This window comes from Roseateles subflavus (assembly GCF_030285365.1).
GTDB classification, from domain to species: Bacteria; Pseudomonadota; Gammaproteobacteria; order Burkholderiales; family Burkholderiaceae_C; genus Roseateles_B; species Roseateles_B subflavus.
Map to the genome: position 1 here is coordinate 614,118 of NZ_JASVDS010000001.1, position 20,830 is coordinate 634,947.

General features: G+C 70.6%; 21 protein-coding genes. 11 read left to right on the forward strand and 10 right to left on the reverse strand.

All coding sequences use genetic code 11. From position 1 onward, the window contains the following. The first annotated feature begins 2 nt into the window (after positions 1–2). From QRD43_RS02900 to QRD43_RS02910, 3 genes are all read left to right on the forward strand, one after another. Positions 3–1,217: an ABC transporter permease gene (locus tag QRD43_RS02900; protein ID WP_285980970.1), complete on the forward strand. Its 1,215-nt coding sequence runs from the start codon at positions 3–5 to the stop codon at positions 1,215–1,217. Between the two features lie 76 nt (positions 1,218–1,293). Further along, the gene (locus tag QRD43_RS02905; protein ID WP_285980971.1) at positions 1,294–2,679 is read left to right on the forward strand and encodes a sigma-54-dependent transcriptional regulator; all 1,386 of its coding nucleotides are present in this window, start codon (positions 1,294–1,296) and stop codon (positions 2,677–2,679) included. 5 nt (positions 2,680–2,684) lie between these two features. Next, a complete protein-coding gene (locus QRD43_RS02910; protein WP_285980972.1) occupies positions 2,685–4,088 on the forward strand; it encodes a sensor histidine kinase in 1,404 nt (467 codons plus the stop codon). A gap of 182 nt (positions 4,089–4,270) precedes the next feature. Here QRD43_RS02910 and QRD43_RS02915 read toward each other — a convergent pair whose 3' ends face one another. The 3 genes from QRD43_RS02915 to QRD43_RS02925 all read right to left on the reverse strand — a co-directional run bounded on the left by QRD43_RS02915 (position 4,271) and on the right by QRD43_RS02925 (position 6,484). Continuing rightward, the gene (locus QRD43_RS02915) at positions 4,271–4,921 is read right to left on the reverse strand and encodes an MBL fold metallo-hydrolase (protein ID WP_285980973.1); all 651 of its coding nucleotides are present in this window, start codon (positions 4,919–4,921) and stop codon (positions 4,271–4,273) included. A 274-nt stretch (positions 4,922–5,195) separates the two neighbouring features. Then, positions 5,196–5,945: a glutathione S-transferase gene (locus tag QRD43_RS02920; protein ID WP_285980974.1), complete on the reverse strand. Its 750-nt coding sequence runs from the start codon at positions 5,943–5,945 to the stop codon at positions 5,196–5,198. A 56-nt stretch (positions 5,946–6,001) separates the two neighbouring features. Next, positions 6,002–6,484 (reverse strand): GreA/GreB family elongation factor, encoded by a 483-nt coding sequence (locus QRD43_RS02925; protein WP_285981530.1) that lies wholly within the window; start codon positions 6,482–6,484, stop codon positions 6,002–6,004. Positions 6,485–6,963: 479 nt separating this feature from the next. Between QRD43_RS02925 and QRD43_RS02930 the strand changes: the two genes are divergently transcribed. Both QRD43_RS02930 and QRD43_RS02935 read left to right on the forward strand, forming a co-directional pair. Further along, complete coding sequence (locus tag QRD43_RS02930; protein ID WP_285980975.1) at positions 6,964–7,428, forward strand: DUF4275 family protein; 465 nt, start codon at positions 6,964–6,966, stop codon at positions 7,426–7,428. 82 nt (positions 7,429–7,510) lie between these two features. Then, the gene (locus QRD43_RS02935; protein ID WP_285980976.1) at positions 7,511–7,876 is read left to right on the forward strand and encodes a hypothetical protein; all 366 of its coding nucleotides are present in this window, start codon (positions 7,511–7,513) and stop codon (positions 7,874–7,876) included. Between the two features lie 295 nt (positions 7,877–8,171). Here QRD43_RS02935 and QRD43_RS02940 read toward each other — a convergent pair whose 3' ends face one another. Next, on the reverse strand, positions 8,172–9,221 hold the full coding sequence (locus QRD43_RS02940) for a Tle-like phospholipase domain-containing protein (RefSeq protein ID WP_285980977.1): 1,050 nt from the start codon (positions 9,219–9,221) through the stop codon (positions 8,172–8,174). A 360-nt stretch (positions 9,222–9,581) separates the two neighbouring features. Here QRD43_RS02940 and QRD43_RS02945 point away from each other — a divergent pair, with 360 nt between their 5' ends. Both QRD43_RS02945 and QRD43_RS02950 read left to right on the forward strand, forming a co-directional pair. Then, entirely contained in the window at positions 9,582–10,895 is a 1,314-nt protein-coding gene (locus QRD43_RS02945; protein ID WP_285980978.1) for a hypothetical protein, read from the forward strand. A gap of 8 nt (positions 10,896–10,903) precedes the next feature. After that, positions 10,904–11,872: a hypothetical protein gene (locus QRD43_RS02950; protein WP_285980979.1), complete on the forward strand. Its 969-nt coding sequence runs from the start codon at positions 10,904–10,906 to the stop codon at positions 11,870–11,872. 16 nt (positions 11,873–11,888) lie between these two features. On the opposite strand, the gene QRD43_RS02955 is transcribed toward QRD43_RS02950, so the two are convergent. The 4 genes from QRD43_RS02955 to QRD43_RS02970 all read right to left on the reverse strand — a co-directional run bounded on the left by QRD43_RS02955 (position 11,889) and on the right by QRD43_RS02970 (position 15,206). Then, positions 11,889–13,025 carry a hypothetical protein gene (locus QRD43_RS02955; protein WP_285980980.1) on the reverse strand — a complete coding sequence of 379 codons (1,137 nt, stop codon included), beginning with the start codon at positions 13,023–13,025 and terminating at the stop codon, positions 11,889–11,891. A 181-nt stretch (positions 13,026–13,206) separates the two neighbouring features. Beyond that, positions 13,207–13,773: a YceI family protein gene (locus QRD43_RS02960; protein ID WP_285980981.1), complete on the reverse strand. Its 567-nt coding sequence runs from the start codon at positions 13,771–13,773 to the stop codon at positions 13,207–13,209. A 113-nt stretch (positions 13,774–13,886) separates the two neighbouring features. Beyond that, positions 13,887–14,102 (reverse strand): hypothetical protein, encoded by a 216-nt coding sequence (locus tag QRD43_RS02965; protein ID WP_285980982.1) that lies wholly within the window; start codon positions 14,100–14,102, stop codon positions 13,887–13,889. A 123-nt stretch (positions 14,103–14,225) separates the two neighbouring features. Continuing rightward, entirely contained in the window at positions 14,226–15,206 is a 981-nt protein-coding gene (locus tag QRD43_RS02970; RefSeq protein WP_285980983.1) for a GlxA family transcriptional regulator, read from the reverse strand. 131 nt (positions 15,207–15,337) lie between these two features. Here QRD43_RS02970 and QRD43_RS02975 point away from each other — a divergent pair, with 131 nt between their 5' ends. The 3 genes from QRD43_RS02975 (at position 15,338) to QRD43_RS02985 (ending at position 17,871) form a co-directional block, all read left to right on the forward strand. Further along, on the forward strand, positions 15,338–15,955 hold the full coding sequence (locus tag QRD43_RS02975; RefSeq protein ID WP_285980984.1) for a DJ-1/PfpI family protein: 618 nt from the start codon (positions 15,338–15,340) through the stop codon (positions 15,953–15,955). After that, complete coding sequence (locus QRD43_RS02980; protein WP_285980985.1) at positions 15,948–17,144, forward strand: acetylornithine transaminase; 1,197 nt, start codon at positions 15,948–15,950, stop codon at positions 17,142–17,144. Before QRD43_RS02975 ends, QRD43_RS02980 begins: the two co-directional genes overlap by 8 nt. Positions 17,145–17,448: 304 nt before the next feature. Then, a complete protein-coding gene (locus QRD43_RS02985; protein ID WP_285980986.1) occupies positions 17,449–17,871 on the forward strand; it encodes a hypothetical protein in 423 nt (140 codons plus the stop codon). Between the two features lie 16 nt (positions 17,872–17,887). Here the strand turns inward: QRD43_RS02985 and pncB are convergent, their stop codons facing one another. Next, a complete protein-coding gene (gene pncB, locus QRD43_RS02990) occupies positions 17,888–19,093 on the reverse strand; it encodes a nicotinate phosphoribosyltransferase (RefSeq protein WP_285980987.1) in 1,206 nt (401 codons plus the stop codon). Positions 19,094–19,104: 11 nt separating this feature from the next. Then, positions 19,105–19,941, reverse strand: a complete 837-nt coding sequence (locus tag QRD43_RS02995; RefSeq protein ID WP_285980988.1) for a cysteine hydrolase family protein — start codon at positions 19,939–19,941, stop codon at positions 19,105–19,107. Between the two features lie 162 nt (positions 19,942–20,103). Between QRD43_RS02995 and QRD43_RS03000 the strand changes: the two genes are divergently transcribed. Beyond that, positions 20,104–20,787 (forward strand): NUDIX hydrolase, encoded by a 684-nt coding sequence (locus tag QRD43_RS03000; RefSeq protein WP_285980989.1) that lies wholly within the window; start codon positions 20,104–20,106, stop codon positions 20,785–20,787. Positions 20,788–20,830: the final 43 nt, after the last annotated feature.

The window sequence follows — 20,830 nt, forward strand, 5'->3', positions numbered from 1 at the left end:
TCATGGAACTGATGCCCATTCTGGCGACGCTGAAGCGCCACAAGACCGCCGCCGGCCTGATCGTGCTGCAGGTCGCCTTGACCTGCACCATCGTGTGCAATGCCCTGTTCCTGATCAGCCAGCGCATCGACCGGATCCAGGAGCCCAGCGGCATGGCCGACGAGGAGCTCGTCACGCTGCGCATGGCCGGCCTGACGCCCGACGAGAACCCCAACGCGCAGACCGCCGTGGACATCGCCGCGCTGCGCCGCCTGCCTGGTGTCAAGGGCGTGACCCTGGTGAACCAGGTGCCCTACGGTCCGCAGTTCTCCGTCAGCGGCCTGCGCCGCACGGACGACGAGAAGGCGCAGGGCGTCGGCGTGCCCGAGTACCGCGCTGGCCAGGGTGGCCTGCAGACGCTGGGCCTGCGCCTGGTCGAGGGGCGCGACTTCACGCCGGAGGAGTTCCGCGACGGCAAGGCCTATGACGAGCAGGACGGTATCAACATCCCCGCCCTCGTCCTCAGCCGCGTGACGGCCAGACGCCTGTTCCCGGAAGGCTCCGCCGTCGGCCAGAAGGTCTGGGGCGTGGGCTCCGGCCCCAGCGTCGTGGTGGGCGTGGTGGACCGCATGATCTCGCCGCACCCGGGTGGCGTGGACGAGGAGCAGCTCGCCATGATCCTGCCCATCGAGCTGAACTTCCAGCGCGGCGAGTACGTGCTGCGGGTGGAAGCCGAGCGGCGCGACGCCGTGCTGAAGTCGGCCATCGCCGCCCTGGAGCAGGCTGGCCCGCAGCGCATCCTGCGCAGCAGCAGCACCTGGGCCGACGCGCGCAGCCGCTACTACGCCCAGGACCGCAGCATGATCGGCCTGCTCGTCGGCGTGTGTGTCGCGCTGCTCGTGGTGACCGCCTTCGGCATCGTCGGCCTCGCCAGCTTCTGGGTCCAGCAGCGCACCCGCATGATCGGCACGCGTCGCGCCCTCGGGGCCACGCGGGGGCAGATCCTGCGCTACTTCCAGACCGAGAACTTCGTCCTGAGCAGCGCCGGCATCGTGCTGGGCATGCTGGGGGCCGCGGCGCTGAGCAGCGTGCTGGTGCATCAGTACGAGCTGCCCGGCCTGCCCTGGCACTACCTGCCCGCCGGGGCGGTCGCGCTGTGGGCGCTCGGCCAGCTGGCGGTCCTGGGCCCGGCCCGCCGTGCGGCGGCCCTGCCTCCGGTGGCCGCACTGCGCAGCTGACGTCCTGAGTCCTCGGGATGACCCGGCCCCGCGCGCCGCCGCCGCGGGGCCCTTCGCTTGCTATCCTCGCCCCCTCATGCGAACTGTCCTGATCATTGACGACAACCCCGGCGTGCGCGAGGCGCTCGCGTTGCTGCTCTCCCTGCACGACATCCGTGCCCTGTGCGCCGCCGACCCCGAGGAAGGCCTGGCCCTGCTCGGCCGCGAGAGCGTGGACCTCGTCATCCAGGACATGAACTTCAGCGCCGACACCACCTCCGGCGACGAAGGCCGTGCGCTCTTCCAGCAGCTGCGCCAGCGCCACCCGGACCTGCCCGTCATCCTGCTCACCGCCTGGACGCAGCTGGAGCAGGCCGTGGCCCTGGTGAAGGCGGGCGCCGCCGACTACCTGGCCAAGCCCTGGGACGACCTCAAGCTGCTGGCCTCCGTCGAGAACCTGCTGGAGCTGGCCGAGTCCAACGAGGCCCTGAGCCAGACCCGCCGGCATCGCCGCCAGCGCATCGAGGCGCTGCGCGCGCGTCACGTGCTGGGGGATCTGGTCTTCGCCTCCGACGCCATGATCGCCACGCTCGAGATGGCCTGCCAGGTGGCGCGTGCGCCGCTGCCCGTGCTGATCACCGGCCCGAATGGCAGCGGCAAGGAGCGCATCGCCCAGCTGCTGCACGCCAATTCCGCCGTCGCGGCCGGGCCGCTCGTCGCGCTGAACTGCGGGGCCTTGCCCGCCGACCTGATCGAGGCCGAGCTCTTCGGCGCGGACAGCGGCGCCTTCACCGGCGCCGGCAAGGCCCGCGAGGGCCGCTTCGAGGCCGCTGACGGCGGTACGCTCTTCCTGGACGAGATCGGCAACCTCCCGCTGGCCGGGCAGATGAAGCTGCTGCGCGTGCTGGAGACCGGCCAGTTCGAGCGCCTCGGCTCCACGCGCACCCGCAGCACGCGCGTCCGCGTGATCAGCGCCACCAATGCCGACCTCCCCGCCATGGTCGCCGCCGGCGCCTTCCGGGAGGACCTCTACTACCGGCTCAACGTGATCGAGCTGCGCCTCGCGCCGCTGGCCGAGCGTCGCGATGACATCCTTCCATTGGCCGAAGCCACCTTGGACAGCCAGGCGCGCCAGACCGGGCAGCCCGTGCGGCTCTCCGACGCGGCGCGCGCCGCCTTGCTGGCCCATGCCTGGCCGGGCAATGTGCGCGAGCTGCGCAATGCCCTGGCCCGCGCGGCGCTGCTCTGCCGTGACGGCGTGATCCAGGCGGCAGATCTTGCGCTGCCGGCCGCGTCCGCCGTGGCGGCGCAGGCCCTCATGGCGCATCGCAACCTGGACGAACCCAGCCGTGAGGCGGTGCTCTCCGCGCTGCAGTCCGCCCAGGGCATCGTGGCGCGTGCCGCGCAGCAGCTGGGGCTGTCGCGTCAGGCCTTGTACCGCCGCATGGACCGCTACGGCCTGCCCCGCGAGGGCGGGGTCTGACGCCCATGCGCGCCTGGCTCCAGGTTCATGCCTTGCAGTACCTCGGTCTGCGGGTCTTGCTGAGCCTGCTGCTGATCAGCGCCCTGGCCCTGGGGCTCGATGCGGTCTTCAGTGTCGGCCCGCTGCCGCCCTTGATGCGCGAGCGGGGCTGGGGCGCCTTCCTGGTCCGCAGCCAGCTGTGGCTCCCGCTGCTGCTCCTGGCGCTGCTGCTGCCGGTGGCCGGCCTGCTGGTGATGTGGTGCCTGGCGCCGCTGCGGCGGGTGCTGCGGGCGCTGGAGGGCGCCGTCCTCAGTTACCGCGACGGGGACTTCAACACCACCCTGGCGGCCGAGGGCCAGGGCGAGGTGCAGGCGCTGCTGCAAGCCCACCGGGAGCTGGCCATGGCGCTGCGCGGCCAGCGCCAGCAGCTGGCCCAGCGCGAGCTGCTGCTGGACACCGTGGTGCAGAACACCCCGGTCGCGCTGCTGCTCGTCGACGCGCACGGGCAGGTCGCCTACGCCAACATCGCCGCGCGCCAGCTCCTGGCCGATGGCCGCCGCCTGGCAGGGCAGTCGTGGGACCAGGTCCTGGCCCCGCTGCCCGCAACGCTGGCGGACGCGCTGCGTCAGGGCGAGGATCAGCTCCTGACCCTGCCCGAGGTCGGCGAGGGCCAGGGCGAGCCCGAGAGCTTCCACCTCTCGCAGCGCCCGCTGAACCTGCTCGGGCAGGCGCACCGCCTGGTGCTGCTGCGACGCATCACCCGCGAGCTGTCGCGCCAGGAGGTGGCGAGCTGGAAGCGCGTGATCCGCGTCATCAGCCACGAGCTCAACAACTCGCTCGCGCCCATCTCTTCGCTTGCCCACAGCGGTGCCGAGCTGGCGCGGCGCGGTCAGCTCGAGCGCCTGCCCCAGGTCTTCCAGAGCATCGGCGAGCGCGCCCGCCACCTGCACGAGTTCCTGGACGGCTACGCCAGCGTCGCGAAGCTGCCCCTGCCGCGCCTTGCGCCCGTGCCGTGGGCCGACTTCATCGCGCAGCTGAAGAGCCAGCAGGCTTTCGAGCTCGACGGCCCGCTGCCGGCGGGCACCGCGAGCTTCGACCGTGCCCAGGTCGAGCAGGCGCTCATCAACCTGCTCAAGAATGCCCATGAGGCCAGTGAGGCGCAGGGGAGTGCCATGGAGGTCCGCCTCGCCGTGCAGCGCCAGGGGGCCGAGTGGTGCCTGAGCGTCAGCGATCGCGGGCCGGGCATGAGCGAGGTCGTCCTGGCGCAGGCGCTGCTGCCGTTCTACTCCACCAAGCGCAGCGGCACCGGCCTCGGCCTGGCCCTCGCACGCGAGATCGCCGAGGCCCACGGCGGACGCATCCTGCTCGCCAACCGCGAGTCGCACGAGGGAGGCGGGCTGCGGGTCAGCCTGCTGCTGCCAGCGCGCTGAGGTGCTGAGGTGCTGAGGTGCTGCGATCGGGGCCATCGGCCGAGCAGCACCCGCGGTGTCACGAGGGGCGGCGACGAGTCACCCCGTCGCGGAGCGCACCCCTGCAGAGCTGCAGGTTGTCCGCACGTGCGCCGCCACGACGGCGTGGGCGCCGCTGGCGCTGCGTGGTCCGTCCGGCGTGCTCAGCCCCAGCGTGCGTGGCTCAGGAAGGGGTTGCTGCGCCGTTCCTCGCCGAAGGTGGACTCCGGCCCGTGCCCCGGAATGAACACGGTGTCGTCGCCCATGGGCCACAGCCGTTCCGTGATCGAGCTGATCAGCTGTGCGTGGTTGCCGCCGGGGAAGTCCGTCCGGCCGATCGACCCGGCAAACAGCACATCGCCCACGAAGCAGCGCCGGGCAGCCGCGCTGTGGAAGACCACATGGCCCGGCGTGTGGCCGGGGCAGTGCCGCACCGTCAATGTTTCCTGGCCGATCTGCACTGTGTCGCCGTCCTGCAGCCAGCGCGTGGGCGTGAACGTCTCCACCTGAGGAAAGCCGAACATGGCGCTCTGCTGCGGCAGGCCGTCGATCCAGAACTGGTCGCCCACATGCGGCCCGATGATCGGCAGCCCCTTCAGCCGCGCCAGCTCCGCCGTGCCGCCGGCGTGATCGATGTGCGCATGCGTGAGCCAGATCGCCTGGAGCGTGAGTCCCCGCCGTTCCACCTCCTGCAGCACCCGCGGGATCTCCCCGCCCGGATCGATCACCGCCGCCTCCTGCGTCTGATCGCACCAGACGAGGGAGCAGTTCTGCTGGAAGGGCGTGACGGGGATGGTGAGGTGGTGGAGGGGCATGGGAGGAGGCGGCTGATGACAACGTGTCGAAGTGGCGGGCGAATTATCGAAGTGTTGGAGGGCGGCGTGGCGCGGTGTGGCGCCTCGCGAAGGCGCTTGCGGCTTTGGACGGGGCGCTGTCGGGGGGGGCCTGCCGTCAAGTCCGCGGGCGCCTGTCAGGGATGATTGTCAGCCGAGTGGGCGGTCCCAGGCGGGCTGCCGGTGCGCAGGCTCGGCCGATTGCCGGCGGTCTCCGAAGGCGGCCCCTCGATCTCCGTACGGGCGCGCGACCGCTTCACCGCTCACCAGCCCCGGGACTCCTGGTCGACCGCTGATCGGCCAGCACGCGGCCCTCGCATGGCGGAAAACGATGGGCGCCTTCCGCGGGCACCTTGTACATGCACGCCGCGAACAGCGGGTGGCCGAGCCATCCGTGCAGCCATGACCGTACCGAGGGCAGGTCCAGCGCGTCAAACCATGCCGGCTCCACCGCGGCGAACTGGCGGACGAAGGGCAGCACGGCCCAGTCAGTGGCACAGGGCGTGGCGCCTCCCAGGAAGGCGGCGCTGTGCAGCCGCGCCTCCAGCGGTCTCAGCAGCACCTCCACCGCCTGGTCACGGTGCGCCTCTGGCGGCAGCGGCTCATCCGCGTAGCGCTGGGGATACTTCCAGCGGTCCAGGTGGAGTTTGAAGTCGCCGTCGTTTCGCTGCAGCAAGTCCAGGTTCCCCGGCGACTGCGCCCGCGCCCACCAGCCCTGCGCATCGGGCGTGGCCAGTGCCCATCGCATGATGTCCCAGCTCTCGTCGATGATGCGGCCATCAGGCAACTGCAATACCGGTACGGTGGCCTTGGGAGACAAGGCCAGCAAGTCCGCAGGCTTGTCGCGCAAGCGGACCTCCACCGCTTCGAAGTCCCGCCCGGCCTGCAGCAGGGCCATCCGTGCCCTCATCGCGTAGGGGCAGCGGCGAAAGGTGTAGAGCCGCGGCAACTCGGGCAGACCCGGCGGGGTGTGTGGCGCGTGCGGTGTGAGCGTCGAGGTGGGCATGGGGAAGCGCCGTGCAGGCAGCGATCAAGTCAAGTCGGCGTGAACGTGCTTGCGGCTCAATGCACCCGCAGCACCTCGAACGTCTGTCGAGCGGAGGCGATCTGCAGGGACACCTCGTCACCCTCGCATTTGCCCAGCAGCGCCCTGCCCAGGGGAGCCTCGCTGCTGATGACCTGAACGATCTGATCGCCGCTGACCAGCTTCATGCTGCCCCCCAGCGGGCCGAGAAACAGCTGCTGCTGCCTGTCATCGGCATCGACCAGGCAGACCAGCGCGCCGATCTGTATGCCTTTGCTGGCGTCGTAGGCGGGCGGGCGGAACTGGCGCCACTGGGCCATCGCCTCGCGGATGGCTTCCGCGCGCCGGGCTTGGCCCGTGGCCAGGTAGGCGGCCTCGAGCCCCAAGGTGTCGTACTTGTTCTCGGCGATGTTCTCTTCGTGCGTCGCCGTTTCATGCGCCGCCCGCGCGGCCGCTTCGGTTTGCTGCAGGTCTTCGGCGAGCCGTTGCAGCACCTGCTGCTGCAGCAAGAATTTATCCATGATCAAAGGTTGGCATCGCGAACAATCGGGGGCGCCTGATTATCGAAGGTTCCTCCCGCGCTCGGCGCTTCGGCGGCCCTCGGCAAGCGACACGATGACGCCACGGACGCCGGCCCGCCCAGCGGGGCTCGCGGGTCGGGCGCCGCGGTCGCGCAGGTGTCGGCTTGGGCCGGGTTGCGGTCGATCACCCATGAGCGCTTCGCGGACTGGCAGACCCGGGCAGCGAGTCCGAGGCACGTCGCACGGCCCCTCCGCCTGTCGGTGGATGCGCGTCCAAGCGCCCGCTCTGCGTCATTCTGCGGAGGTGTCCCTTTGTCGAGCTCCGATCGGCGGTCTCTGGGTCTGCTTCTGCCTGGCGCTGTTGTGGGGCCTGCTGGCGGTGGCGGCCCGGTGGCTGGACTGGACAGGAGGGCCAACCTTTCACAGCGGCTGACCAAGGCCACTTGAAATCCGTCGTCAGGTGAGTCCCAATGCCTCGCATGTCTCAACCGCTTGTCGAGCCCGGCGTGATCCTGCGCCACTGCACGGCGACCGAGGCCGCCGAATTGAGGGCGGCCTGGCTTGCTGCGTTTGGTGCCCATCGCCATGGCGTGAATGCCAAGGACTACCTTTGGCACATCTTCAGTGCGGGCCGCTATCCCAGCGTGGAGCGCGATGAAGCAATCGCCCAGTATCGGCAACAACGGGCCGCCGAGTACGTGGTCCTCTCCAATGACGGCAGGACAGCCTTCGCCACGGATCGGCTGCCGAGCAGCGCTTCATTCGTCGACTACTACGTGTTCCCCCCGAATCTCGCCTGGACCATGGCTTTCACCCACGAGGCCGGCTGGCTTGGGCCGTACTTCGCCAAGCACGCCAACTTCGAGCCACTGAACCTTGCCAATCTCGCCCAGCTCAAGAAGAGGCAAGCGGCCGCGGCAGCCCGAGCCAAGGGGTGGGCTTGAATCCGTCCTCTGAGCGCTCATTCGAGCCACCTGGCGTCGGCAAGCCGCCGCTCGAGGCTCACTTCAAAGGCCAGGCGCTGTGATGATCGAGGGCGTTGCCTCACTGATGGCCGACATCCTCCTGCCGCTCCTCCTCGGCGTCTTCGAGATGGCGGTGCTGGTACTTGTCGCCAGCGTCAGGCCCTGGCGGTACGTGCTGTCGAGTTCGTTCCGGCAACGAACCCATGCCGAGTTCGCTCAGCGCGCGGCCTGGGTCAAGTGGTGGCACCTTTTCTGGGGAACGGCCGCTCTGGTCTGCAGCATGGCCATCGTCGCTGGCGCGGTTCTGCTCTACGGCGGCCCCCCGGCTGGGGCCCATCCACCACGCGACCCCGAGTCCATGCGGGCGAAGGCCCTGCAGACGCTGGGCGGCGCTGCGGCCAGGCGGGCCAGCGAGGCCCGGCCGTGAGCCCTCGCCCATCGTTCAGGCGAACCCACGACGGCACGTCACCTGCGGGCCTCGTGTCGCTGCTTCCCTTCGAGGTACGGGCGTCGCGCCGGCTTGCCTCGGCCAGCCGCCGCCTGGATACCGCTTCCACGTTGACCGACTGCGCCGGCGCGAGCCACCTCCGAATCGTGTGATGAAGCGGCGGGCATGCGGTCGGCATGCTGGGGGACGTGCAGCGAATCAGGAGAGGACCCTGAGCCCGTGCGCGGCGCCGCGCGCAGGGACGGCGCTCATGGGCGGGCGCCAGTCGGGCGTGCTATCCCTGCTTGGACTGCTCGCCGTTGTGGCCCTGCCCGGGCCGGTCGTCGTCGCAGACACGGCGAGCGGCGCGCTGCGGGCCCTGCGAGGCCGCGGCATCCTCGGCCTTGAGGACGCTGGTGTGGATGTAGTCCGTGGCGTAGTGGTGGCTGCCCGGCGTCGTCGGCGTCTTGCTGAGGATCTGCGCGAAGTTGCACGCCAGGATCTTCATGGAGTGGCCCTTGGCGAACTGGCGCCGGTCGAACTGCACGCCGACATCATGCCGGCTGAAGCGCGCGTTCGTCGCCGATGTGGCAATGAAGCGCGGCGTCTCCAGGCCCTCGCCCCCGTGATAGACGCGATGGATGATGGGGTAGCCCTGCTCGATCACGCCGGCGCGCCGCAGGTGCGTCCAGTTGGTGACCGGCGTCGTGTTGAAGGTGAAGACCTCCCGCACGTGCGCCGAGAGATAGCCGGCCTGCTGCGCCAGGCCGCCGCCCAGCGAGTGCCCGACGGCGTAGATCTTCACGTGGGGATGACCTTGCGCGGGGTCCACGAGCCGGGCAATCAGACGGGGTAGATGCTCGCGTGCCGTCCGGTACTGTGCGGGCTCGATGCCGATGGCGGCCGAGACGTTGGTCGACCAGTCGGCCCAGGCCTGACCGTCACGGTTCTCGGTGCCGCGGAAGGCGATGACCGCCTCCTGCATGACGCCCTGCTCGTCGCGATAGACATACGTCTCGTAGAAGAGGCCGTTCTGGTGGTTCATGCAGGGCGGCTCGCCCGGGCCGGTGGGGATCCAGCGCGCCCAACCCGCGGCCGCGCCGGCCGCCCGCGGCATGCCGTACTGGGCATCGCCCTTCCAGCCGGCATCGAGGTACTGGCAGCCTTGCTTGTCACGCGCGGCTGCCTGGAGTTCGCCTCGGTAGACGGTCTCGGCAAACAGGGCCATGAGCCCATAGCGCCGCGAGGTTTCCACCAGGAACTCGTCGTCTTCCGACTTCTTCTCCGTCACATCGTTGAGGCCGTTCGGCTTGCTGTAGGCGTCTCGGCTGGCTTCGAGCGTCATCAGTGCGCCGCAGCCGGGGATCGCGCCAAGCAGTAGCAAGCCGGCTGCAAGGGCCGCAGCCCTGGCACGGAGCCATGGTGTGAATTTCATCGCTTCTTCCTCTCGAATGCCCGGCGAAACGGATCGCGGATCTGCCGGCGTGAGCAGGCGGGGGTCCTGCCGTCCCCGCCCCAGCGCGTCGCCGTGACGCGCATCGCCTGCCCGCTGGGCGGGGCCTGCCGCCCACCGGCGGCCGGCGGGAGTATGCGAGCCGATGTTCGAGGGGCGAATCCACAAATTTGATGATGTGGGCGGCGATACCAGCCTTCAAAGTCCGGGCGATCCGAATCAACAGGGGAGATGGCGATGCTGAGGAAGACCTTGACGAAGAAGCCGTGGCGCTGGCTCGCCATCAGCTGCAGCTGGATGCTGCTGTTCCCCGCTCCGGGCTGGGCCGAGGACGTGCCCCCTGAGAAGCTGACGGAGGCCGAGAAGCAGCGGGCGTTTGAGCTGGAGAAGGCCAAGATGTTTGCCGACAAGGAGAAGGACCTCATCACCTCCCAGAACGAGCTGGCGAAGGCCAAGGTCGCGGCCGCGACGCCCGCGGCCGCCGCCGGCGTCACGCCGCTGACGGGGGCCGTGACGGGGGCGAACGAGATGAGCTTCGCCATGTACATGGTGTCGCTCGAGGGGCTGGAGCGTGTGGCCCAGGCGCTTTGCAACGACCTGGCCCGGCAAGGCGTGGCCAAGGCCTTCATGACCGGCAAGGACGCCGTCGAGGCGTCGGCGAAGGACGAGGCAGCCCGGCGCGCGCGGGAGCAGCTCACCGTGAAGCTGAAGGTCGCGAAGACGGAGGTCGAGGCGATGACCGCGCGCCTGGACGGCACGAGCCAGCAGCCGAAGATCAGCGCCGCCTCCGTGGCCGCCATCGCCAGCGGCATCGACATGGCGTCCGGCCTTCTCAAGGGGGTGGCGGGCCTGGCCGGGCTGTTCAAGTCGGAGCGCACGATCCAGGGCGCCGACAACGTGCTGACGTCGGCCGAGGTGTCGGCCGCGCTGTCCATGTGCAAGGCCGGCGGTGCCAATGCGGCCGCTCCGGTCGTTCGCTACCTCGACGGCGATGCCCAGGCGCTGTTGGCGAAGGTCGCGGTCATCGGCAACGAGGTCAAGGTCGTGAGCGACCTCGCCAGCGATCTGGAGGGAGCCGCGACCAAGATGCTGAACGCGGCCGCAGCGCTGGAGGCGGAAGTGGTTGCCGCGACGAGCGCAAAGAACAAGGCCCAGCTGGAAGCCCTCAAGGCCCGCAAGGCGCCCGCCAACTTCGACGTCTTCAAGTCCAAGGTGTCCGCCCTCGTCACCCAGGCTCAGGCCTATGTGGATGCCGTGTACCAGGTGGATACGACGTCCGGCCTGTCGCCGATGATCGTGTCGGCCCAGTTCCGAGTGCTGCGGGAGGCGCTCGAGACGGACGCTCGGCTCACGCTGACCCTGCTCAAGTCCGGAGGCTATGCCCTCACCACGAAGCGGCTGCTGCTGAACGACCGCGTCGACTTCGCCGGCGGGCTGGCCGTGAGAGCCAGCGTCTCGAACCGGAGCGGCGACCTGGCCTACGACCGCGTCTTCTACCGCGACAGCGGCTGGATCCGCGCGGACTTCCACACGACGGGGGAAACGATCAAGCGTCAGAACTTCTAGGGCTTGCCATGAAGCTCCACGCTGCACGCCAGGCCAGGCGGCTGGTCCAGGACGACATCCGGGAGGTGCTTTACGAGCACGTCCAGCAGCTCGCCAATCGCGCGCCGGGCGAGCGATGGAAGAAGAGCAAGCCCGCGGTTCCCTTGCTGAGCGTGGGCATCTCGCAGGGCGACGGACCGGACGACTATCGCGTGGCCGTGCGGATCTCCCGCCACGGCTACCGCGTCGACACCCTGAACCAGGTGCTGAGCCGGCACGCGCCCGGCGTCATCGACCTGCGCTATGTGGGGCGCATCTTTCCGGTGGGCGTCGCGCCGATGGTCGTGGCCAGCGGGGAGTCCTCGGTGTCCCACTACCTGACGGGGACGGGCACGATTGGCTGCCCGGTGTATGACCGCTCCACCGGTGCGCCGATGCTGCTCTCCAACAACCATGTCATCGCCTTGGAGAACGACGCCGTCGTGGACGACGCGGTGATCGACCCGGGCGCGGACGATGGGGGCCGCCCCGACACCAGCACCGTCGCGAGGTATGCGCGTTGCGTCAGTCTGGACTTTTCCGGCGAGGCGAACCGGGTGGACTGCGCCGTTGCACGACTGGTCCCGGGGGTTACGCTCAAGATGCCGGCGGCCACCGGCTATCTCTATGACCCGACGCTTGGCCCGGCACAGGCCCTGAGGAAGTCTGTCGTGAAGAAGCTGGGGCGTACCACGGGCCTGACCACGGGCGTCGTGACCGCCGTCGAGATGGGTCGCTTCTTTGTCGACTACCAGAACGGCCCGGCGGCCTTCGAAGGGCAGATCGAGGTCACCGGCCTCTCGGGCGCGTTCGCGGCGCATGGGGACAGCGGGTCCCTGGTGGTGAACGATCGTGGCGCCGCCGTGGGCCTGCTCTTCGCCGTCAGCGAGACCGGGGTGGCCTATGTCAACCCGATCGGCCCGGTCCTCGCCGGGCTGGACGTGAGGCTGACGCCCTAGCCTGCCCGGCGCCCCCTCACGGCATCGGCGTCAGCAGGAAGGCACGCTGCTTCCCGCCGATGGTGCCGGTCCCCGCCAGCTGGCCGGCGTCGTTCAGGAACAGACGGGTGGCATCGACGTTCGTCAGGCCGGGGACCAGCGTGTTCACGTTGAGCATCACGCCATTCGAGTAGAGGAAGGGCTGCCGGCTGCCATTGGCCAGCGTGGCATGGCCGACGACCTGCCCGGCGGCATTGATGCCCAATGCCGTGCTGGTGGTTCCGCCGAGGGTGCCGAGGTCGATCATGCGGGTGCCGTCGTGCAGGAAGGCGTGCAGCAGCCCCGCCGGTGTGCGCGCCGAGCCCGCCACCTGCCCGTGCCGGTTGATGGCGTAGCCGACGCTGCTGGTGCCCCCCAGCGTGCCGAGGTCCACCATGCCGCGACTGTCGAACACGAAGGCATGGCCGAGGCCCGCACCGTTGGTGCTCGCGCCGGTGACCTGGCCGGCGTCGTTGACCGCCATCGCGTGGCAGAAGCGGCCGCCCAGCGTGCCGGGATCGACGAGACCCTGGCCCGTCGTGAGGAAGCAGCGCGACGTGCCGGTGGCGTCATAGGCGCTGCCGACGACAAGCCCGGCCTGGTTGATGCCGTAGGCATAGCTGTACAGGCCGCCATAGGTGCCAAGGTCCCGCATGCCGGAGGCGGTCGCCAGGAAGGCGTGGTCCCGTTCGTCAGCGGTGCGGGCGTAACCCACCACCTGCCCCAGGTCGTTGACGGCCGCGACGGTGCTGAAGCTTCCGCCGAAGGTGCCCAGGTCCAGGGCGCCGCCCCCGCTCAGCAAGGTGGCGTCCAGGCGGAGGCCGGCGGCGTCCATCACATTGCCGGCCGCGACGCCCGTGGGGCTCACCGCCAGGGCTCGACCGGGGCGGGCGCTGAGGGCCGTGGCGACGCCGCCGGTCCAGATGGCGGGATAGGGCGTGCCGTCGGCAGCTTCCGCGTAGCCCACCACCTGCCCGGCGTTGTTCAGGCCATTGGCGGCGCTGCTGGCCCCACCCAGGGTGCCCAGATCCGTGAGCGTCCAGCCGGCAGCCAGGGCGGCCGAGGCGCTCAGGCCCCAGGCCAGGCAGGAGGTCAGGCCGATGGCGGCCAGGCGCAGCGCGTGCTTCTTCATCATGAGGAGGTCCTTCCGAACGTTGACGGTGGACCGAGGCCGCCGCAGGGGCGATGGCGCTCGGGTGAAGTCAGTGTCAGCGTCCGCTGGCTCATGGCGTGAGCCAGTGACCAGAACCCATCGTCACAGTTCGAATCGGCGCGAAGCCGCAGCCTTCCGTGCGAGCGCGTCGACGGGCGCCGCCTCACTCGCGGGCCACCGCCTCCACCTGGATGCGCAGCTGGACCTCCATCTTGAAGCCCCAGTCCTTGCCGGCGGCGAGACCGAACTCGTCGCGCTGGAAGCTGCCGGCGGCGTCGGCGCCGCAGAAGTCGCGCTTGAGCATGGGGTGCGGCATGCACTTGAGCTGGCGGAGGGTGAGCGTCAGGGGCCGGGTCTTGCCATTGAGCGTCAGCTCGCCCAGCACCTGGGTCGGCACCCCGGCCTGGATGGCGTCGAAGCGACCCTTGAAGGTGGCCCAGGGGTTCTTCTCGACGTTGAAGAAGTCCTTGCCGCGGGCCCAGGCGTTCATGGCCTCCAGGCCGAAGTCGATGCTGGCCAGGTCCATCTGCACGTCGACGCTGCCCGCGCCGGTGGCCTTGTCATAGACGATGGTGCCGGCATTGCGGTTCAGCTTGCCGCGCCAGTAGGACATGCCCATGTGGTCGGCCTCGAAGCTGGGATAGGTGTGGGTGGGGTCGATCTCGTAGGTGGCGGGCGCCGCCTGCGTGGCGGTGGCGAGCAGGGCGGAGGCGAGCAGCAGCGGTTTCATGGGCGGTCCTTGGGGTGAAGCCTGGCGGGGTTGCCATGCCTACGACGAACGACGCAGGCGGGTTTCGACAGGACCGCATCATCGCCGCACTGGCTGCGGGACGGCCGCCGACCTCAGCGCGTGCGCAGGCGGGTCGGCGCCGGGGCCTGACGGGCGGACCAGTCGGCCTGCCGGGCCAGCTCGGCGGCGGTGACGTCGTCGGCCGTCACGAGGTACTCGTTGCTGGAGCGTTCCACGAAGTAGGCCGAGCGGAAGCGCTGCAGCAGTTCGCCCAGGGCCCGGCGGGCGTTGCCGGGAGTGCCGTGGAAGGTGAGGGTCAGTTGCGTCATGGTGAGGGGTGCCGGAGGCGCCGACCGGTGGAGGGGATCGGTCAGTCCTGAACGGCGCCGCCCGTGCCGGCGTTGACAGCGTGGTGCAGGGCGGCGCTGCCACGCCCGCTCAGGCGTGCCGGCTCACTGCCCGGCGCCGGCCTTGCGGAAGGCCGCGGGAGGGCGTCCGAGCCAGCGCTGGAAGGCGCGGCGCATGCGTTCGGTGCTGCCGAAGCCGCAGTCCTGCGCAATGCGCTGCACCGACGGCGAGCCGCCCTCCAGTGCCGCGCGTGCCGCCTCCAGGCGCAGGCGTTCCACCAGCTGGGCCGGCGTGGTGCCCGTCTCGTCCCGGAAGCAGCGCGCGAAGTGGCGCGGGCTCATGCAGGCCTGGGCCGCCAGGTCTTCCACGCCGAGGGGCAGGTGCAGGTGCTGGCGGACGTAGTCGAGCAGCGCCCCGAAGCGCCCCTCCGGCCGCTGCGCCTCCAGCAGCGGGGAGAACTGCGACTGCCCGCCCGGCCGGCGCCGTTCGACCACCAGCTGCCGGGCCGCCTCGCGCGCGACCTCCTCGCCGCAGTCGTGGGCGACCAGCGCCAGGCAGAGGTCGATGCCGGCGGTCATGCCGGCGCTGGTCCAGAGCTCGGGGCGCTGCGGGCGGTGGCGGCGGGTGGCCGGTTCCCGCACGTAGATGCGGTCCGGCTGCAGGCGCACGGCCGGGTGTTCGGTGGCGAACTGCCGGCTGCGCGACCAGTGCGTGGTCGCGGCGCGGTGGTCCAGCAGCCCCGCGGCGGCCAGCAGCAGGCTGCCGCTGCAGATGCTGGCGATCCGCGCCCCGCTCCGGCTGGCCCGCTGCAGCCACCGGACGAGGGGCAGGTCCTGGCAGGCGGCGTCCACGCCGTCGCCGCCGATCACCATGACCAGGTCGCTGCGGCCGCAGGCGCGCGGCAGCGATTCCACGGGCCAGGCCACCCCGGCCGAGCTGCGCACGGGGCCGGGGGCACGAGCCGCCAGGCGCCAGTCGTAGCTGCCCGGCTGCGCCAGCCGCGCCACTTCGAACACGGCCATGGGGCCGGCCAGGTCCAGCTGCTGGAAGCCGGGAAAGAGCACGAAGACGATGCGGCAGGCCATGCGGCATTGTGGCATCCAGGCGCGCGGTGGCGGATGGCAGAAAAGGTGGGAACAGCGTCCTGGCAGTCATGCCGACGGATCCGGATACTGACGACTCCCCTGCTTCATCGGCTCGCCGCGGCCGCCCTGCCATGCCTGCGCATCCCCTGACCATCGGCCTTCTGATCTTCGACGAGGTGGAGCTCCTCGACATGGCCGGGCCCTACGAGGTCTTCACCACCGCGACCCGCATGCACGCCCGGATGCATGCCGGCGCCCCGCCGCTTTTCACGGTCCGCACGCTGGCCAGCCGGGCCGACCCCGTGCGGGCCCGCGCGGGCCTGGCATTGCAGCCGGAGGGCACGCTGGACGCGCATCCGCCGCTGGACTGCCTCATCGTCCCGGGGGGCGTGATCGACGCCGAGCTGGGCAACACCGCGCTGCTGGCGTGGATCGCCGCGCAGGCCCGCACGGTCCCGCTGCTGGCCTCGGTGTGCACCGGCGCGCTGCTGCTGGCACAGGCCGGCGTCCTGGACGGGCGCGAGGCCACCACGCACTGGGAGGACCTGGACGCCCTGCGCCGCCTGCGCCCCGGGCTGCGTGTGGTGGAAGGGCGGCGCTGGGTCGATGCCGGCCCTGTGGTCACCTCCGCCGGCATCTCCGCGGGCATCGACATGAGCCTGCACCTCGTGGAGCGGCTGCACAGCCGCGCGCTGGCCCTGCGCACCGCCCGACAACTCGACTTCGACTGGACCGAATCCCATGACTGACGATCGCTCGCCCGCCCTTGACCGCCATCTCCTCACCATCACCCAGCGGCCGCCACGGGTCTTCGTCCATGGCGACGGATCCTGGCTCGTGGACGACAGCGGCCGGCGCTACCTGGACCTCGTGCAGGGCTGGGCGGTCAACAGCCTCGGGCACAGCCCGGCGCTCGTGGCCGAGGCGCTGGCCTCCCAGGCGGGCCGGCTGCTGAACCCCGGGCCGGCCTATTACAGCCGCCCCATGCTGGACCTCGCTCGGCGCCTGACCGAGCTGAGTTGCTTCGACCGCGTCTTCCTGGCCAGCTCCGGCGCCGAGGCCAACGAGGGCGCCGTGAAGCTGGCCCGTCGCTGGGGGCAGAAGATGAAGGGCGGCGCCCACGAGGTCATCAACTTCCACGATGGCTTCCACGGGCGTACGCTCGCCATGATGAGCGCCTCGGGCAAGCCCGGCTGGGACCGGCTCTATGCGCCGATGCCCACCGGCTTCGCGAAGGCCCGGCTCCATGACATCGAGTCCGTGCGCCGCGCCCTCACGCCGGCCACGGTGGCCGTGATGCTGGAGTTCGTGCAGGGCGAGGCCGGCGTCAACCTGGTCGATGCCGGCTTCGTGCGGGAGCTGCGAGCCTTGTGCACGGCGCACGACCTGCTGCTGATCGCCGACGAGGTGCAGACCGGCATCGGCCGCTGCGGCACGGCCTTCGCCTATGAGCAGTACGGCATCGAGCCGGACCTCATGACGCTCGCCAAGGGCATCGGCGGTGGCGTGCCGCTGTCCGCGCTGCTGTGCAAGGAACGCTTCAACTGCTTCGAGCCGGGGGACCAGGGCGGCACCTTCTGTGGCAATCCGCTGATGGCGGCGGTCGGTCTGGCCGTCGTGAACGAGGTGTGCCGTGCGGACTTCCTCGCGGACGTACGGCAGCGCGGCGAGCAGCTCTCGCGCGGCCTGCAGGCGATTGCACGGGACTTCGGCTGCCCGGGCGAGCGCGGCCTGGGCCTGCTGCGGGCGCTGCAGCTGCCGTCCGACGATGCGGCTGCCGTCGTGGAGGCGGCGAGCTCCCTCGCGCCTGCGGGCTTGCTGCTCAACGCGCCGCGCCCGAACCTGCTGCGCTTCATGCCCGCGCTGAACATCAGCGCGGCGGACCTCGACGACGCGCTGGGCCTCCTGCGGCAGGCGCTGCACGAGGTGTGGGGATGAGAGGCGGGGTGAGGTGAGCCGCGAGGCCGGCGCGAGGGGCCCGGAAAATCGGGTGCTTCAGCATGATCGCCTCCGGAGGGTGGGCGGGCTGCAGGCCGCTCTGCCAGGGTCTGCCGGCCCGCTTGATTCGACAGGGGCGCATGAATGGTAGGCCGCCGCACGCGGCGCCGGTGCGGTGATCCGGCGGGGCTGTAAGCGTGTGCATCCGGCGCTCCGGGGCAGGTCCGCACCGGCTGCAGCCAGCTCACACGCAATTTACGTCTCGCTACGAGCTTGCGCCGTGTGGCAGCGTAGGCTGCGAGGCGTGAAGACGATCCTCCACCCGCCTCGGCCGACCCCCGCGCCCCGGCCCCCCCGCCTGCCGACCACCCGGACGCTGCTGTGCCTGGGCCTGGCCACCGCGCTCGCGCTGGGCGGATGCAGCACACCGTCCTCCGTCACGCCGTCCGGCACGGTGCCGCCGGCGGGGCGCACGGCGGACCAGCAGCGCCGCAGCGACTTCGACAAGTCGCTCGATGCCTGGCATGGCGCGACGGTGCAGGAGCTCGTCCGCAAGCTCGGCAAGCCGGAGTCCATCGACCTGCGCAACGACGGCGCGCTCGACTACCAGTACTCGAAGTCCGGCCGCACGACCGGCGACAAGCGCCCGGCGTTCAGCTGCACGGTGCGCTACATCGTCGAGGGCGGCACCCTGCGCGTGATCGGGCACACCATCCAGGGCTGCTGAGTCGCATCGGCCGGCCTCACAGCGGCTTCACCCCGAACACCTGCCGCAGATAGGCCAGGAAGGTCTCGTCGTCGCACAGGGTCTTGCCCGGGCTGTCGCTGAGCTTGGCCACGGGCTGGCCGTTGGCATGCGTCAGCTTCATGACGATGTTCAGCGGCGTGAGGCCGAGGTCGTTGCTCAGGTGGGTGCCGATGCCGAAGCCCAGTTGCACGCGGTCCGCGAAGTGGCGGTACAGGGCGATGGCCTTGTCCACGCTCAGGCCGTCGCTGAACACGAGGCGCTTGGTGTGGGCATCGATGCGCAGGCTGGCGTAGTGGGCCAGGGCCTTCTCGCCCCAGACGACGGGGTCCCCGCTGTCGTGGCGCAGGCCGTCGAAGAGCTTGGCGAAGTAGAGGTCGAAGTCCGCCAGGAAGGCATCCATGCCCACGACGTCGGTGAGGGCGATGCCGAGGTCCCCGCGGTACTCCTGCACCCAGTCCTCGAGCGCGGCCTTCTGGTGGTCGCGCAGGCGCACGGTGCCGAGGGCCTGGAAGGTCTGGAGGTACTCGTGTGCCATGGTGCCGATGGGCACGAGCCCCAGCTCGCGCGCCAGCATCACGTTGGAGCTGCCCTTGAAGTGCTGCGGCAGGGCGTCGCGCAGCTGGCGCACCACCTCGCGCTGCCAGGCGCCGGCGTAGCGGCGGCGCAGGCCGAAGTCGAAGAGCTCGAAGGGATGGCGGTAGCGCGCGGACTCGTCGGCAAAGGCCTGCAGCGTCGCGATCTTGGCGTCCAGCCGGCGCTGGCCCTCGGCGCGTACGGCGGGGGTGTCCAGGCGGCGGAAGTAGAGCTCGTTGACGATCGCCAGCACCGGGATCTCGAAGCCCATCACATGGACCTGGGGGCCGCGGGCGACGATGTGCAGGGCGTCGCCGTCGGTCGTCACCTCGATGAAGGCGCGCTGGAAGCGGAAGAGCCGCAGGAAGTCGACGAAGTCGCTCTTGATGAATCGCAGGCCCTGCAGATAGGCCAGCTCCTCGGGCTGCAGGCTCAGGGTGCACAGGGCGTCGAGCTCCCGCTCCACCTCGGCCTTCAGTTCGCTGAGCGGGAAGGCCGGCGTGTTGCGGCACACGAAGCGGTATTCCGCCTGCGTCTGCGGATGGCGGTGCAGCAGCGCCTGCCACATCGTGAACTTGTAGAGGTCGGTGTCCAGCAGGCTGGAGATCACGGGGGCCGGAGCGCTCATGGGCGGATCCTTCAGAAGTCGGTGCTCAGGGCCAGGCGCACGCCGCGCGCCTGCATGGCGGCGAAGAAGGCCGCCTGGGCCGCCTCGAAGCCGCCCACGGGGCTGATGCAGTCGCGCAGCAGCACGAGCTTGGTACAGCGGCCGGACGGCAGGTGCTCGACCAGGTGCTCGACCGTCGCCTTCACGCAGTGGCTGCCCGCCTCGCCGGCGATGAGCAGCTCGTCCGCCTCGTCGAGCGCGGCCAGCAGGCGTTCGTTGAGCTGGGTGCGCGCATCCGCCGCATCGGGCACCTCGGCCTGCAGGGCGCTGTAGTGCTCCGTCCAGGGGTTCTCGCCCTTGCTGACGATCTGCACCGAGCGGCCTTGCGCGTCCGCCCAGCGGTCCAGCGCGCGCTGCAGGCCGGCATGCACGGCCTGGCCCCAGCTGCCCATCTGGCAGTGCACCGGCCACACCATCAGCGTGTAGCGGCCCGTGGCCTCGAGCGCGTCCAGGTAGTCGAGCACGCGCGGCAGCGCGCCGGCCTCGCGCGGGGCGTAGGCCCCCGCGCGCACCTGGGCGGCGGTGATGGTCGTGAACGGCGCCGGCGCGGCCGCACGAGCCGGTTCGTGCCAGAAGCCGGGGTGGGCGATGTCGATGCGGTGGTGCGAGTCCAGCGTCACCGTGATGCCCTGCAGGCGGGCTCCCAGCCGCTCCACCAGGGCCGCGGCGCGCATCAGGTCGGCATGGGCCCCCGCCACGGGCAGCGCCGGCTGCTCGGCAGGATCGAGCGCCGGGGTCCGCGGCAGCCAGGCCTCGGGCAGGTCGCAGAAGTCATTCTGGGGATCGATGAGCAGCAGCTGGGTGGTCATGGGGCCTCCGGGGCGGTTCTGGCGTCACGGCCCGATCATACGCCTGCTTAAGTTCATGATGCAAATAACTGAATCTCCGCGTGATATCGGGCTTGTTCCGACGTGGCGCCAGCGCCGAACAGCGCTATCCTGTGTTCGGTGAGCACTTCAAGAAACTACTCCTTGCCGCCTGAACCGCTGATCTGCACGGTGGACCTGGTGTTGCTGACCCTCCAGGCGGGCCAGCTGCAGGTCCTGCTGCTCAAGCGGGACCGCGAGCCCTTTGCCGGCGCCCTGGCCCTGCCCGGCGGCTATGTGCACACGGGCGAGGACCAGAGCTGCGAGGACGCCGCCCTGCGCGTGCTGCAGGACAAGGCGGGACTGCAGGGCCTGTACCTGGAGCAGCTTGCCACCTTCAGCGGCCCCGGGCGGGATCCGCGGGGCTGGAGCGTGTCGGTGGCCTACCTCGCCGTGGTGGACGCGGGCACGCTCGACGCGCAGGGCGCGCCCGTCCGCGCCGCCCACTGGCGCCCCGTGGACCGCCTGCCTGCGCTGCCCTTTGACCATGGGCGCATCATTGCGACCGCCGTCGAGCGCGTGCGCGGCAAGAGCCTGTATTCCTCACTGCCGGCCCACCTGTGCCCGGCGCCGTTCACGCTGCCCGAGCTGCAGGCCGTCTACGAGGCGGTGTTGGGCGAGACGGTCAATCACGTGAGCTTCCGGCGCAAGATGGGCGAGCTGGACTGCCTCGACGCCGTCCCCGGTGGCAAGCGCGCGGACGGGGCGCACCGCCCGGCGCAGCTGTACCGGCTGAAGCAGGAATTCCGGCAGCGGCTGCGCCTCGTGGGGCGTGGGCTGAAGGCCTGAATGAGGGCGTGCTGTGGCCGGCGGGTCCTGCGACTGTCTAAAA